Annotated in this window: 15 protein-coding genes; 5 read left to right on the plus strand and 10 right to left on the minus strand. The window is 38.2% G+C overall.

Features of this window, described 5'->3' with window-relative positions; genetic code table 11:
* The first annotated feature begins 98 nt into the window (after positions 1–98).
* Together OF158_RS15500 and OF158_RS15505 are read left to right on the plus strand one after the other, a co-directional pair.
* Positions 99–872, plus strand: coding sequence for an acetoin reductase (locus OF158_RS15500; RefSeq protein WP_014096948.1), 774 nt, complete (start codon positions 99–101; stop codon positions 870–872).
* A gap of 521 nt (positions 873–1,393) precedes the next feature.
* Positions 1,394–2,224, plus strand: coding sequence for a DUF1835 domain-containing protein (locus OF158_RS15505; protein ID WP_014096947.1), 831 nt, complete (start codon positions 1,394–1,396; stop codon positions 2,222–2,224).
* Positions 2,225–2,494: 270 nt separating this feature from the next.
* Here OF158_RS15505 and OF158_RS15510 read toward each other — a convergent pair whose 3' ends face one another.
* Complete coding sequence (locus tag OF158_RS15510; RefSeq protein WP_014096946.1) at positions 2,495–3,199, minus strand: glycoside hydrolase family 172 protein; 705 nt, start codon at positions 3,197–3,199, stop codon at positions 2,495–2,497.
* 82 nt (positions 3,200–3,281) lie between these two features.
* Here OF158_RS15510 and OF158_RS15515 point away from each other — a divergent pair, with 82 nt between their 5' ends.
* A complete protein-coding gene (locus OF158_RS15515) occupies positions 3,282–4,967 on the plus strand; it encodes an IS1634 family transposase (RefSeq protein WP_014096945.1) in 1,686 nt (561 codons plus the stop codon).
* 111 nt (positions 4,968–5,078) lie between these two features.
* On the opposite strand, the gene OF158_RS15520 is transcribed toward OF158_RS15515, so the two are convergent.
* From OF158_RS15520 to OF158_RS15550, 7 genes are all read right to left on the minus strand, one after another.
* A complete protein-coding gene (locus OF158_RS15520; RefSeq protein WP_225620946.1) occupies positions 5,079–5,570 on the minus strand; it encodes a DUF2961 domain-containing protein in 492 nt (163 codons plus the stop codon).
* 44 nt (positions 5,571–5,614) lie between these two features.
* A complete protein-coding gene (locus tag OF158_RS15525; protein ID WP_014096943.1) occupies positions 5,615–7,234 on the minus strand; it encodes a hypothetical protein in 1,620 nt (539 codons plus the stop codon).
* A 174-nt stretch (positions 7,235–7,408) separates the two neighbouring features.
* Complete coding sequence (locus OF158_RS15530; RefSeq protein ID WP_043052509.1) at positions 7,409–8,719, minus strand: transposase family protein; 1,311 nt, start codon at positions 8,717–8,719, stop codon at positions 7,409–7,411.
* A 185-nt stretch (positions 8,720–8,904) separates the two neighbouring features.
* On the minus strand, positions 8,905–9,582 hold the full coding sequence (locus OF158_RS15535) for a hypothetical protein (protein WP_014096941.1): 678 nt from the start codon (positions 9,580–9,582) through the stop codon (positions 8,905–8,907).
* Positions 9,583–9,604: 22 nt separating this feature from the next.
* Positions 9,605–10,426, minus strand: a complete 822-nt coding sequence (locus tag OF158_RS15540; protein WP_014096940.1) for a PTS system mannose/fructose/sorbose family transporter subunit IID — start codon at positions 10,424–10,426, stop codon at positions 9,605–9,607.
* Positions 10,423–11,223: a PTS mannose/fructose/sorbose/N-acetylgalactosamine transporter subunit IIC gene (locus OF158_RS15545; protein WP_014096939.1), complete on the minus strand. Its 801-nt coding sequence runs from the start codon at positions 11,221–11,223 to the stop codon at positions 10,423–10,425. The genes OF158_RS15540 and OF158_RS15545 overlap by 4 nt, the downstream gene beginning before the upstream one ends.
* A 12-nt stretch (positions 11,224–11,235) precedes the next feature.
* Entirely contained in the window at positions 11,236–11,472 is a 237-nt protein-coding gene (locus OF158_RS15550; RefSeq protein ID WP_080966405.1) for a PTS sugar transporter subunit IIB, read from the minus strand.
* 168 nt (positions 11,473–11,640) lie between these two features.
* Here OF158_RS15550 and OF158_RS15555 point away from each other — a divergent pair, with 168 nt between their 5' ends.
* Positions 11,641–12,951, plus strand: coding sequence for a transposase (locus OF158_RS15555; protein WP_013858128.1), 1,311 nt, complete (start codon positions 11,641–11,643; stop codon positions 12,949–12,951).
* Positions 12,952–13,138: 187 nt separating this feature from the next.
* Here OF158_RS15555 and OF158_RS15560 read toward each other — a convergent pair whose 3' ends face one another.
* Together OF158_RS15560 and OF158_RS15565 are read right to left on the minus strand one after the other, a co-directional pair.
* Positions 13,139–13,444 (minus strand): PTS sugar transporter subunit IIB, encoded by a 306-nt coding sequence (locus OF158_RS15560; protein WP_302466541.1) that lies wholly within the window; start codon positions 13,442–13,444, stop codon positions 13,139–13,141.
* A gap of 11 nt (positions 13,445–13,455) precedes the next feature.
* Positions 13,456–13,896, minus strand: coding sequence for a PTS sugar transporter subunit IIA (locus OF158_RS15565; RefSeq protein ID WP_014096937.1), 441 nt, complete (start codon positions 13,894–13,896; stop codon positions 13,456–13,458).
* A 410-nt stretch (positions 13,897–14,306) separates the two neighbouring features.
* Between OF158_RS15565 and OF158_RS15570 the strand changes: the two genes are divergently transcribed.
* Positions 14,307–15,530, plus strand: a complete 1,224-nt coding sequence (locus OF158_RS15570) for an IS110 family RNA-guided transposase (RefSeq protein ID WP_013858393.1) — start codon at positions 14,307–14,309, stop codon at positions 15,528–15,530.
* Positions 15,531–15,642: the final 112 nt, after the last annotated feature.

Genomic DNA, 15,642 nt, shown 5'->3' on the forward strand with positions numbered 1-15,642 from the left:
ATGGAAGAAGGCTGGAGAGACTTTGGTTGCACATGCTTCATAGAAACTGTTATTCTATATTATGAATAATTTAAATTATTGTAAAGGAGATCTTTTTTATGTCTAAAGTTGCAATTGTAACAGGATCAGCTGGTGGGTTAGGAAAAGGCATTGCAGAAAGATTATGCTCAGATGGTTTTAGTGTTGTTGTTCATGATATTAACGAACAACTATTAAATGAAACCGTCAACGAATTTAAAAATAAAGGTTATGATGTTATTGGCGTCAAAGGTGACGTGTCTAAACGAAATGACCAATTTAATCTTGTTAAAAAAGGTGTTGAGAAGTTTGGCCATTTAGATGTATTTGTAAATAATGCTGGAATTGATGCAGTATCCCCATTCTTAGAAATTACAGAGGAACAGCTGAATAAGCTCTTTAGTATTAATGTAAATGGCGTTGTTTTTGGAACACAAGCAGCAGCCGAACAATTTATAAGCCAGAAATCAAAAGGGAAAATTATCAACGCATGCAGTATAGCTGGACATGAATCCTACGAAATGTTGGGTACATACTCAGCTACGAAACACGCAGTTAAATCCTTTACTCATTCCGCTGCCAAAGAATTAGCCAAATATCAAATTACAGTGAATGCATACTGCCCTGGTGTCGCTAAGACGAAAATGTGGGATCGAATTGATGAAGAAATGGTCAAATATAGTGATGATTTAAAACCTGGTGAAGCATTTGAAAAGTTTTCTTCTGAAATAGCATTAGGAAGATATCAAACCCCGGAAGATGTAGCAAACTTAGTTTCATTCTTAGCATCAGATGACGCTGATTATATAACAGGACAAGCAATTTTAACAGATGGTGGACTTGTATATAGATAATAAAGGTAAGCTATTACTTCTTTTTTATATTAAAGTCATAGGGGAAGCCGCGGTATTACAAGATGGCTTCCCCTATGAGTGACAATAATGCCGTCAACGTTCGGACAAATGATCCCATCAGTTTCTCGCCATTTTAAAGTGTCAGTGACAATATGAGATTTTTCCTACCTTTGCTTGTGTTGTTAACTTATTTTTTAATGTTGCACCTCAAAAGGGTACCCGTTATACAGTAACAGGTACCCTTTTCTTCTCAGCTAATTTCGGTGATGCAAGGATACAAGCGTTTGGTAAGCTTTCAAATGGTAACCTGTGAATGGGGTATGAGGAAATGTAAATGGGTGAATGATTGACCCAACTTACCTGAAGACTAATCTTTCTATCTCATTATCATGATGCAGCGATTACATATACGACGCATGAGGGATTGGGCGGGTTTTCTATTCAATCCGTGTCGCATAGAACGTGATCGACTGGTTTGGATTTGGTGGAGGGAGGAAAACGAAACTAAAGGGGATGGATAAATGATACATATTCTATTTGGTGCAACAGCTTCGGGCAGCTTGAAACATACATTAAGGAAAATGGGACTTGATAAGAAGGATACGGTCATCTCTTTTTGGGATATATTTTCCGTTGGCCCCATTTATAAGTTAAATGAAGAAATCGGAGTTAAATCCAGATTGAAGTGGATGGAAAAGTGCATGAGTGATGAATTTGATGAAATTCCGGATTATCTCAAAGAATTTAAAAGATCACTCGATCAGATCAACTCAGTAGCTGATGAGGAGCATGTAACAATTTGGACCTCTGATAATGCGCACGAACAAGTAGGATTGCGATTCGCTGTGTATCTATTAAAAGATAAAAATATGGATATAACCGTTATAAACACGACAAAGGAGTATGAAAAACGATTCCCGGTAAAAAATGTAAAATATACATTGCTTCATTCAGGCGAAATGATCCCTGAAAAGTTCCAACACATATATGAACATGGCGCTGGAAATCTGTTGACGGACCATGATAGAACAGGTTTGAAAAAAGAATGGCTTAGTCTTGCAGAAACCCGGGAGACTTTAAGGATCTGGCAGAACGGAAAAATATTTAGCGTTTCTGAAGACTATTTCGATGAATTTATTATCGACAAAGTAAAAAAGCTGCATGGTAAAGGCAATGCAAGGAAGTTTATAAATTCAGCCAGGGTCATTGGCGAGGTAATCGGGCATTTAGACCAATACGTGGGGGATACATTTCTTGAATATCGCATCAGAAAGCTAATTGAAGCTGGCGTATTCGAAACGAAAGGCCGTCTTGAAGCGATGCGGTTTTACAGCATAAGACTTAAATGCTGACATGATGGATGCAAAGTATAAGCTGCTTTCTGAACGGAACCCAGACTAGGAACGCCGCAGAATCATAACATAAAAATGTTCCCCGTGATCTTGCACAAAAACTGCATTAGAGAATCGGATTCTAAAAGGGCAGGATGGATTACCAGCAATAGAGGAAACAGAGATCTTTTTTCCTCTTTCCAAACTGGCCTTTATCCTCTAATGATTCCATGAAAACCCCTTCCCCGGTTTTTCCGAGGAAGGGGTTTTCGTATACCCAACTTTTGTGAATTAACGCGGCAGCCTTGCCCGCCTGTCCGGAATCGGGTCCATTGCTCCTTCTGCACTATTTTGATACCAATACGCAACGGTTGACACGTCATCTTCCCTTTCAAATAATTGAATGTCATCATTTCCTATTTGCTGTAATGTTACTTTCAAATTTTCTTTAAACGCAATGGGATCCAGGAGATGCCACCGGTATAATCCATGCCGGGGCAATCCGTCGTCACCAAATGCATGAACCGCATTCAGTTTGCCGGTTTCAAAACGGTCTCTTGTAGCATCCCGATTGGAATGGAATGGATAGCCCAAGAATAATGTTGAGTAATTTTTTGCAGAAGGTCTGCCATATAGATCCTTCTGATGAAAAGCCCAGGCTCCCCCGAAATAATCTTCTGTTCCTGTAGAAGAGATGGTGGGATACTGTTCGTCGCCATCAATATAAAATTTAAATTCACCTTCTCCCCACCAATATCTTTCCAAAGCAGTCAGAGCAAGAAAAGTTCCCACATAATATCCATGTCCATGAATATTGTCAATTACCACATAATCTTTTTGTAATTTGGTTTGTCTTTCCCGATTCCAATATGCATGGAAGTAAAGTACATCATTATCCAATTCATCTACTAAATTATAATTAATGGTATAAAAGAAGGATGAAATATCTTTAGGATGCTCATTTGTAACGCATATTCCGCACGTAAATTTTTCCATTTTAAGATTTTTTTAAAGGAATTTTCTCCTTCTTTGTAGAATTGAATGATTATCTAAACTAGGGGAAGACGAGGAAATTTTTATGTCAGATCAAATTTTAACCTTACATGTGGGGCCGTCTCAACTTTTATCTAAACTGTGTGATGAAATAGAACTCGAAAAAACCATTAATGATTTAGTCAAATGGGATTCTGTCCGTTGTCATATCTCACCCGGAACAAGGATTAAAGCCCTTGTCTTAAACATTTTATGCAGTGGCAAGCCCCTTTATAAGGTTCATGAATTCTATCAAAACCTAGATTCTGAGATGCTTTTCGATACATCGGTTTCACCCGATCAATTAAATGATGATGCATTAGGAAGAGCATTAGATTACTTGTATGAAGCCGAAGCATGGAAAGTCTATTCCACCCTTGCATTAAAAGCACTAAAAAAATTGAATCTTCCTATTGGTATACTGCATAACGATACAACCTCAATTTCTGTTTACGGCGAATATAAGCAACCGAAGGAAGATGGACTGCAAATTACGTACGGGTATAGTAAGGCCCATAGGCCTGACTTAAAACAAATCGTTCTGGGGATGGGGGTCACACCTGAACGAATTCCTATCCTTGCAAAAGTAGAAAATGGGAATACTTCGGATAAATCTTGGAATGTGGAATTCATTCAAAAGATGAGAAAAATCCTTTCCCATGAAGATTGGAAAAATCTCATTTATCAAGCCGATTCTGCATTAATCACAACGGAAAATCTAGCGGAAATTCAACAACAAAATTTATCGTTTATTTCCCGTTTACCTGATACATTCGGTTTAAGCACAGAACTAAAGAAAGAGGCATGGTTGCTCAATAACTGGGAAAGGGTAGGCTCACTTAGCAATAAAAAAGACGCAGCTATTTACCAAATTCAAGCTTTTGAAAGACAAATTCAAAACCTTCCTTACCGGTTTCTTGTTGTCCACTCAAACAATTTAGATCAACGAAAAGAGAAAACCCTAAATCGGGCGATCGAAAAGGAAGAAATACAATTAAAAAAAGAGATAGAAAAACTGAGTAAAGTTATCTTTCATTGTAAAGAGGACGCACTAGAAGCAATTCAATCTTTTAAGAAAAAACAAAAGGCTTCATATTTCTGTTATAAACTAAACGTCCAGATGAGTGATCAACCTATCAAACGAAAAAAGAGAGGAAGACCTAAAAAGGACGAACAGACAAAACGAGAACAAATCTATCAGATACAACTGGAATCGTTTGAAAAAGATCATGATTTTATCGAAAATAAGAAAAAAATGCTCAGCACTTTTGTTTTAATCACAAATAAATTAGATGAGGAGACACTATCCAATCAAGAAGTTTTGAGGGTTTATAAAGGACAGTCGGCCGCTGAGACCCGTTTCCGATTAATCAAAGATTCACAAATGATTGATGCCATTTACTTGAAAACCCCAGAAAGGGTTGAGGCCTTAGGTATTGTGTATGTGATGGCTTTATTAATCTATGGAATTTTAGAATATCGAGTTAGAAAAGAACTGAAAGAAAAGAACCTATCTCTAATCTTGAAAGGAAAAAGGAAACTCTCTCAACCCACAGGCCAAGCATTGTTAGAGCAATTAGAAGATATTACCGTGATCCTTATAAATCAAAATCAACAAAAAATAAGGCTCTTACCCGATAATATTGATTCACAAGCCAAAAAAATCATTGAATTATGCGGGTATGATCTATCAATATACGCGTCAAAAAATGTCGAAAACCAAGGCAAATAACACACAACAGGAGGAATTCATGAAAAGAATGTCGAATTGAAAAGAACTTTATCGAAAATTCCTCAAAAATAAGAAGATATCATCCCACTAAAATGTTTAAATATAGTTCATTCAAAAATTAAAATGAATTTTATTTAAGACGTGCGAAATGTGGGTTGTAATGGTGATTTTTGCTTTTTTTCTAAAAGGCATTTCAAAATAAGAATTCATCCCACCATTTGGATTGACGACGATTGGCAAAGAATTTACATCGTATCTTTCGCCGAATCCGTTACAAAAGAAGTCTCCGAGCGGTGTTTCTACAGCTGGTGTTCGAGCCCCATCCCAATATATTCTTAAAATTACATCCCTGAGCACAAAGCTGCCTTTTTCAGTATTTTCCCGAATGGTCATCCACATATGTTTGATGATGCCTGTGCCGGATATCTCAGCAATGACTGTTTCTTTCCCTTGCGGCAGTGATATGCTTCCTCTTCCTTTTCTGCCCGGGCCAAGTTTACTGTCAAACATGCATGCCTTCCCTTTTTCTCCAGTAGGATTCTCCGGAGAGATGGTTCTGGACTGTTCTCCTTTGAATCTGGTTACATTATTTAAGATATTCATATTTCACACCCCAATACACATTTTGGCACAGCGTAAATGTAAATTTAGTCTTTCGTTATCATTTCAAAGGTTTCATGAGGCGGTATTTTTACTTTGACCAGCACGGTTTTTTGGTTAAGAAAGCTGGATTCTTGAAATGGCAAAAGCATCTTTTTCGTTTGATCATAAGGCTTTTTCTCGGTAATGATTTCAACGAAAGCTTCGACCAAGTCTTCATTCTTGTTTGTAATACGAATAGAAACCTCATCGTCTTTTTCAAATGACAAGTCGAATTTAGAATAGCCATACATCAAATTTTCCCATTTAAAACTGCCGGATGGTGAAAAAGGCCTGAAATACAGCGTTTTAGCAAGCGCGTTATATTGAATGCCTAATATTTGTGTTACAAATAACGTGGCAAATGTGCCAGATGCCCAGCTGCACTTTCCGCAGCTGTTCATTCTTACCACATCCCCCCGCTTACAATTTAGCTGGTACGGCCACCACCACCATGATCCATCTAAGTCGGCAAGACGTTTTAGCTCACGTAAATATCCTTCTTCTCCATTCATACTTTCCTCATCTGTAATGCCTAACATGGCAGTAATGTAACCCGGAAAAGTTGCACCGGATTCATTTCCCCATTTAATCCCTTTATTTTCCGGATTATAAGTCGGATTTTCATGACTCATGCTGAAGGCTATATAGTTCCTTAATATGGGATCACTATAGGATTTATATCCGTAGTAGGGCATTAAGGTCGTGTCCGTTTCTTCCCCGTCATGCATGACAAGATTTATACTTCCATTTTCAATGACATCCGTAAGAAAAATTAATCCTTGTTTCGTAATGTCGTCCTGGTAGGGTTGCAGAGGATAAACAGTTTTTGTATCATTTGTTAATCCGCCAATGCCTTCTAGATACTGTTTCCCGTGAGTTCCATCTATTGTCATGTATTTTTCTATATCTTCTTTAATGAAGTTTGCTATATTTTTTAATTCATTCGCTTTTTCCATGTCATGGTATACGAACGCTGCGATTGTTGATAATGACTGGCAACCTTTCCAGACACAAATATTTGTACCAAGGTGATATTTTCCCAGTGAGTAAGCATCTGACAGCCAAAGTGAGTGAAACAAGTAAGGTTCGGATGCTTGTCTGCTGTTTAGGATTTCCTCTAATATATTTAACATTTTCGGATACACCTCTGGATGCTCCAGGAAAAATGTTCGGTCACCGGTTGCTTCGAAATACATCCCTGCCATCATAATCGAAGACAGTGAATTGCTAAGGGAATGAAATAATCCCCCTCTAAATTTGCTTCCAGGAAATTTAATTCCGTATTGCAGGAACCATAAGATGCCTTTTTTATACAAATGGGGTTCAAAAATCGAGAACGGAAGATAAGCGTAATACATATCCTTATTCCATATCCTATTCGTTACCGGTGTTGTTCCCCAATTCGCCCCGACAATCTCATCCTTCGAATTCATCGTTAAAGCACCCAAACTTTGATACAACGCCCTTTGCAAAAGATATGCTGCCATTGGATCATGCTTTATGGAAAGCGTTCCAAAGCGTTCTTTATAATATGAATAGGTTTCATATATTCCGTATTCCTCATTGGCGTTTTCTGCTTTGTCAAGATCTTCATAAGCATTCGCAGTTCTGAAGAGTAAATTCATCAATTTTTAGATGTTTTATGATAAAATGACTTATCCACATTTAGAAAATTTTTCCATCTATTTTTTCTGCTTTCAAAGTCAAAAAGAGCCGAATTTGCAAATTTCTTTTTTAAAATTGTGGATAACTTCAAAAAAACCTTTTTTTACATCACATCCTTTGCTATAATATAACCATTAAGTAAACCTTACTTGTATTGGCTTACTTAAATGGGTGAAATCCTCGTCTGTTAAAATGCGTGTCCGAAACGATTCCAACAGATTTGAGGATTTTTCTTTTGCCGTTTTTTTGAGTGCTTTTAAGATTGACGAACCTTTTTCAAACAGCTGTCTAATAATATCTGTTATTTGAACTAATAAATAATGATTTTTCATGGCTGTGTAGTTTTGGCTATTGGCATGTTCTATATTGTAACGATTATTTTTTTGTTCGTTAAATCCTTGATTTTCAATCTTCCAGCGGCTTCTTCCTGCAGCGATGAGTCGTTCCACGTTCTTTTTCGTGATTTTAATATCCGTTATAAATACATACTCTTTCGATTTCCCATCCTCTGTTTTCATTGTGGCCTCCATCAGATTGACCGTTCTGTCTTTGTAGGCAATATCATTCACCCAAACTAATGAATTCTGATCCTTACTTTGTTCCAGCTCTTTTATTGCCTTAAACTCCGTCGAGATACTTTTAATTCTCCCTTCCTTAAATCTGCATATATATTTCCATTTGTGCGCCCTGCACAGATTAAATACCGTTTCACATGCATAGAGACTATCTCCCAAGATACAAATCGGTAGTCTTTTAAATATTTTTTTTATTTTCTTTGCCAGCCTGTCGAAGGCTTTTAATTCACAATCTTGCTTAGAAACATTTTCTGATTCATTTTCGATAAATTCGGAGGCAATACTGAAGACCATATCCCCCACGACAAGCTTGGCTTCAAGTACATGGTGCATATAAAGTACGTTCGTTTCTCCTGTTTCTTTATTTGTATATGCCCGTCTCAGGCAGTGTTTACAATGTTTCTTATGAAAGGTGTGTAATCCAGTTCCATCAATGATGACACCCCAGTACTTTCCTTCAATTCGATAAGACTCGAGAGACCTTTTTTTCAATAATTCTTTAATCATATACGTTCTAATTTTTTCTAATTCATTTACATCTAAGCCAGATAAAAAGTCGTTAATTGTATCATAATGTGGAAGTTCTTCAAGAGAATCTAAGCCTAACACCTTCCCTACATTTTTAATACATTCTTCTTTATTAAAACGCTCACTCATGTTTCTCATGGATTTTAGGCCGGTCATATTTTTCAACATCATCGTAAATAAAAGGACCTCTGGACCATAAGTGATATAGCTTTGATGTCGGTGGTCTGCTACCTTTTTTAGGTTATTCATCAGGTCTTTGAAAAAATGCTTCTGAATTTTAAGGAACTCGAAAAAATAATTTGCTTCTTTTTCACGATTTCTTTTTTCTTTTCTAGTAACCAAAATAAAAACCCCCTCAAAACAGCCAAGTTTAATTAGGGCTTGCTGAACGAATCAAATTTTAGCTTGTATTCGACTTGTCACTAAGCCATGCCAAAATATTCGTCCAGCAAGCTCTAATTATTTAAATTATTACATATTTAGCCGCATTTTTGGGGGGGGAATAGTTAAATTATCACGAAAAATTTTTACTCCTCAGAGCTGTAAGCATTCGGATCACATAAGATGAATGGTATGAACTTTGCTTTACCCGGACTTATAGAAAAATGGACTGTTTTTTTATCCGCGCTTTGCGGGCAATGCATTAAAATATTGCGCCGATCCGAGTATTTCTTTTCATACAACTTTGGCAATATGAGTTCGCCTGTAAGATTTGTTGGCTTCAAATTTTCAATATAGATCCCATAGACAAGGCAGCTTAGTCTTGCACCCGTTCTTCCGACGGGTGCATACACAATGATGGTGCATTTTAAATCTTTTAAGTCGTGTTTAATTCTTGGAAACAAATTAAACACCAGGTCTGCCTCAACCCTGTTTTTGGAATTTTTAAAGTCATAAAGTTTATCATCATAACGTATTTTAAATGATAAGTCATTTTCCTGAACAAAATCCTTTGATACCCATACCCCGGGTTTGTCTTCCGTTAAATAATTACCATGATAAAACGATATGCTTTTAATGGTTCCAAACTCATCTATACTGGATGTCACTTTATTATTTGTAACATCAAAAGAAAAAGATTGATCCGGCAGTTGCTTGAGATAATAACTTTCTTTATTTGTACTAAAATATTTTCCGTTCTCAATTGTTAAATTGAAATAGGGATTGACCGATTCATCGATAAATTGAGTTATGTTTTTTGCCATATTATTTTCTCCCGAATTTTTTTTAGACAATGCCCAAGACAGACAACAGTACGCCTAAAACCATGATCCCGAAGATAATTGCGATAACATTTACTTTTTTCTTCAATAAATAGAAGCAAAGAAAAGTGATCAGCAAAGGAATGATTCCTACAAAAATACTATCCAATACATTTTGGACGTTCATGATTTCTTTTCCATGCATATGAAAAGCTAAGACTGTTTTAAATTTAACCATTTGGACAGCCATCGCACCAACCATGATCAGCCCTAAAATACTGGCAGCTTTTGTTAAAACTGCGATAATGCCTTCTGAATACATTTTTTCAATATACTTGGACCCAAGTGAATATCCTAAAAATGCGCCGTAATACCGGATTAAATAGTTGGGTATATTAAACGCCAATAAAAAGATAAGCGGTGCCAGGAAATTCCCCGCATTTGCAAGCCCGATTGCCAGTCCGGCACATACAACACGCCATACACCCCAAAAAAGGGAATCACCAATGCCGGCTAACGGCCCCATCAAACTTAATTTAATGGCATTAATACTTTTCGGATCAAAGTTAGGTTTCTCACTGTTTTCCTTTTCCATTGAACCGGCAATTCCCATCACAAAAGAAGCAAAGGGGATAGTTGTACTAAAATAAGCTGTATGCCTTTCAAGCGCTAATTTCCGGTCTTCTTTATTTTTATAGAAATGGTGAATAAACGGTATCATAGAGTAGCAAAAACCGCCTCCTCCCATCGTAATCGGATTGACCGAAATATACATGGTAGCGGAACGCCAAAACATTTTTCTAATCATTTTCTTTTCGTCTTTACTAAGGTTCTGTGTTAGTTTCATTTGAAAAAGTCCTCCTCTTCATCCGAGATGGCGGCATTTACATCCGGGGCACTTGCCGTTGCCATCTTTTTCAATTGAAGATCTCTTGGAGAAACAACGACAGCAATGATAAACGCGATTGTAGCGACAGCAATTAAAGGAAGTTTTAAATATGCAACCAATACAACGCCTAAAAAGAAGTAAGCAGCAATTTTATTATCCCATAGCATCATTAACAGCATTGCCATCCCTACGGCAGGCAACATGTTCCCGGCAACTGTTAAACCATTCATAATCACTTTCGGAATACTGTTTAATACATCTCTGACAACATCCGATCCAAACAATACCGCGAAAAATGGGATGAGCGCATATAAACCATAGTGTAAGAACCATAATCCATAGTGAAGGCCGACGATTGATTTTTCTTTTCCTTCAAGCGCGAGCTTTCTGAATTTCGGTGCAAATGGCCCGATAACAAAAGAAAAGATCAAGTTCATCAATTGCAGTCCTAAAATGGCTAATGGAAAAACCAACGGGATAATCGCGCCCATATTCCCGCCCATGTTGATTGAAAAAACAGTGGCTAATCCTGCTGCCAGTGAAGGCTCTGCTGTACTGGATATGCCAATATTGACGACGCCCATAAATATTGTTTCCAGAGACGCCCCTACAAGGAGTCCTGTGTTTAAGTACCCCAGTAATAAACCCGTAAGAGGAGCGACAACGATTGGGCGGCTTAGCATAGACATGCCAAGCAATTCATGTCCTGCAACTCCTGCAAATACTGCAAACGCGACGACAATTGCATCATACACAAGGTATTCCTCCTAACGTCTTATGTTTTTAAGGATATTTACAGCTAACTTTTTTTCCATGGCTGGAGTAGGCTGAAATTCTGTATTTGGATACAGCTTTACCAATGTTTCTAAATGATCAATTTCTTCTTGTGTGAGCATGACTTCTTTTGAGAATGTGATCTTTTCCCCATCTGTCATTTTTCCGGCGTTTCCGATATTTACGAGTTCAATGTCCAGCTCTGAGGAGTAAAAATTTTTCGTGATAATTTAACTATTCCCCCCCCAAAAATGCGGCTAAATATGTAATAATTTAAATAATTAGAGCTTGCTGGACGAATATTTTGGCATGGCTTAGTGACAAGTCGAATACAAGCTAAAATTTGATTCGTTCAGCAAGCCCTAATTAAACTTGGCTGTTTTGAGGGGGTTTTTATTTTGGTTACTAGAAAAGAAAAAAGAAATCGTGAAAAAGAAGCAAATTATTTTTTCGAGTTCCTTAAAATTCAGAAGCATTTTTTCAAAGACCTGATGAATAACCTAAAAAAGGTAGCAGACCACCGACATCAAAGCTATATCACTTATGGTCCAGAGGTCCTTTTATTTACGATGATGTTGAAAAATATGACCGGCCTAAAATCCATGAGAAACATGAGTGAGAGTTTTAATAAAGAAGAATGTATTAAAAATGTAGGGAAGGTGTTAGGCTTAGATTCTCTTGAAGAACTTCCACATTATGATACAATTAACGACTTTTTATCTGGCTTAGATGTAAATGAATTAGAAAAAATTAGAACGTATATGATTAAAGAATTATTGAAAAAAAGGTCTCTCGAGTCTTATCGAATTGAAGGAAAGTACTGGGGTGTCATCATTGATGGAACTGGATTACACACCTTTCATGAGAAACATTGTAAACACTGCCTGAGACGGGCATATACAAATAAAGAAACAGGAGAAACGAACGTACTTTATATGCACCATGTACTTGAAGCCAAGCTTGTCGTGGGGGATATGGTCTTCAGTATTGCCTCCGAATTTATCGAAAATGAATCAGAAAATGTTTCTAAGCAAGATTGTGAATTAAAAGCCTTCGACAGGCTGGCAAAGAAAATAAAAAAAATATTTAAAAGACTACCGATTTGTATCTTGGGAGATAGTCTCTATGCATGTGAAACGGTATTTAATCTGTGCAGGGCGCACAAATGGAAATATATATGCAGATTTAAGGAAGGGAGAATTAAAAGTATCTCGACGGAGTTTAAGGCAATAAAAGAGCTGGAACAAAGTAAGGATCAGAATTCATTAGTTTGGGTGAATGATATTGCCTACAAAGACAGAACGGTCAATCTGATGGAGGCCACAATGAAAACAGAGGATGGGAAATCGAAAGAGTATGTATTTATAACGGATATTAAAATCACGAAAAAGAACGTGGAACGACTCATCGCTGCAGGAAGAAGCCGCTGGAAGATTGAAAATCAAGGATTTAACGAACAAAAAAATAATCGTTACAATATAGAACATGCCAATAGCCAAAACTACACAGCCATGAAAAATCATTATTTATTAGTTCAAATAACAGATATTATTAGACAGCTGTTTGAAAAAGGTTCGTCAATCTTAAAAGCACTCAAAAAAACGGCAAAAGAAAAATCCTCAAATCTGTTGGAATCGTTTCGGACACGCATTTTAACAGACGAGGATTTCACCCATTTAAGTAAGCCAATACAAGTAAGGTTTACTTAATGGTTATATTATAGCAAAGGATGTGATGTAAAAAAAGGTTTTTTTGAAGTTATCCACAATTTTAAAAAAGAAATTTGCAAATTCGGCTCTTTTTGACTTTGAAAGCAGAAAAAATAGATGGAAAAATTTTCTAAATGTGGATAAGTCATTTTATCATAAAACATCTAAAAATTGATGAATTTACTCTTCAGAACTGTTCAATGTCCTGAAATCTTTCGCAAATTGTAACAGCATCTTTCACAGTTGTGACCAATACCATAAGCCTCATTTTTTGAGCCCTTGGGTCGTTCAGCAGTTGTATTGCAGACTCCACCGTTTTAATAATGCATTTTATCTCTTGAGGCACAGCCATTTTCAAACTCATTTTTTGAATTTCATTATTTGCTGCCTCATCATTTGCAACTACTAAACCATCAAGTTTTAACGCCTTCGTCCAAGTCATGGCTACTTGTCCATGTATTAATCTTTCATCCACTCTCAGAGCAACGATCATCTTAATCCCTCCTAATTAAAAAATAAATCCTCATTGTTATCTTTTTCCGTTTCCTGTTTGGAAAGATTGCTTAGTTCGATTAATTTCATTTGTTTCTGAGAATCGGCAACCATTTCCTCTAGCAGCTGATCCGTCAGTTTTTTTGTTGAAAGCACGACTTCAAGGATGACCGGTAAGTTAAAACCGGAAATGAGATGCACTTTTCTTTTTATGGAACTGGCGTAAGCAATGATCTTCTGGGTTACACTTCCTCCGTATAAATCAGTAAAGATAATAATTTCATTTTCTTCACTTGCAGATTGGAAAAAATGTTCAATTTGTTTGTCAATGCTCTCATCATTGACGTATGCATTCAAAAAATAGATGTTTTCTTCCACACCCGTAAGAAGTTTAATACTGCTTTTGATGCCGTTTGCAAAATAACCATGAGTGGCAACTAATATTTTGTTCATTTCTCTCCTCCTCGTATAATAAGTTTAAATCCAAAGTGGATGTCAATTTCCAGTTCATTCTGCTGCTCATTGACAAGTGAATATAAGATTTTGTATTCCGGGCTCGCCCGGAATACAAGTTCGGACTTGGACGCTTCGCGATGTTCCCGGATAATGGTCTTAGGATCGTTTGGGTCAATGCTTCCCCTCCTTGTAGCCTGACTACTCGAAAAGTCTGCATCCCCAGGTTCTTGCTTGAACGTCTAACCCGTAGGCCGTTCCTCCGGATCTCCGTGCTGGAAATGAGCAGTTCCAGGCAGCCCACGGCCCGGATGAGTTCTCATACGCGAGGCTGACAGATCGGCAAGCCATCTGGGGATATCCCGAAGCGTCCGATTCCATCGATCCCAATACAGAGAGGAGGAAATCATATGCCCTTATTTGTCGGTATTGACGTGAGCTCCAAAAACCTCGATGCCTGCCTGATGGATGGAATGGGGGAAACGTTGGCCACCCAAACGGTGACAAACAATCTTCCCGGTGCCTCTGAGTTAAGAGACGCCATCCTCCAACATGCGGAGGCGGATGACACCATCCAGATCGCCATGGAGGCCACATCTGTGTATAGTTGGCACCCGGCAATGTTTTTCCATGAAGATCCCGAGCTGAAACAGCGTCGTACAAAGGTGTTTACCCTGAATCCGAAGCTGGTGAGAAATTTCAAAAAGGCTTATGCCGAGATGGACAAGACCGATCCCAAAGATGCCTGGGTAATTGCGGACCGCTTGCGTTTCGGGAGATTGCCGAAATCCGTGATTCAGTCAGAACAATACCTTGCCCTTCAACGGTTAACACGGATGCGCTATCACCTGATTCAAAGTTTAACCCGGGAACAACAGGTATTTTTGAATCATCTGTTTTTCAAATTCAGTGCCTTTAACCTTGAAGTGGATACACCGGTCTTCGGCCATGCCATAACGGAATTTTTGCTTGAGGCCTATAGCCTCGATGAAATTGCCCAAATGCCTCTAGAGGACTTAGCGATGTATCTCCAGACCAAAGGCCATGGCCGCTTTAGCGATCCCGAGGATTTGGCCGCATCCATCCAAAAAGCTGCCCGGTCCTCTTACCGGCTTTCTAAATGTGTGGAGGATTCGATTGACTTGGTCCTGGGCAGTTCTATTGAGATCATCCGGCATCTTAAACGCCAAATCAAGGATTTGGATAAGGCGATTGCCCGCGTTCTTGATGGAATCCCGAATACCCTCCAGACCATTCCGGGAATAGGCCCGGTGAGCTGTGCTGGGATTCTCGCTGAAATCGGCGACATTGAGCGCTTTGACGACCAAGCCGCGATCGCAAAATTTGCTGGATTGTTCTGGCCCCGCCACCAATCGGGTGATTTTGAGGCTGATGACAAAATGCTTGCGCGTACAGGCAATCGTTATCTCCGGTATTACCTGGTTGAGGCTGCCAATCTGGTCCGGCGACACGAACCTGAGTACCGCGCCTTTTACCAAAAGAAATATCGTGAGGTGCATAAGCACTCACACAAACGCGCCCTCGTCTTAACGGCAAGAAAACTGGTGCGCCTGATCGATGCGCTGCTCCGCAACGATCAAATTTATGCGCCGAAAAAGAAGGTGACGCGATGAGGTAACCAGGTAACCATCATCGATAGCCTGAACTTGAAAACTTCCAGATTATTCCAATTATCTGGAGGCTTAGTTCAGTATTGCCATTTTTACGACATAGAGCCAACAAAAT

The organism is Weizmannia sp. WK01, assembly GCF_025905465.1.
Taxonomy (GTDB): Bacteria; Bacillota; Bacilli; order Bacillales; family Bacillaceae_C; genus Weizmannia; species Weizmannia faecalis.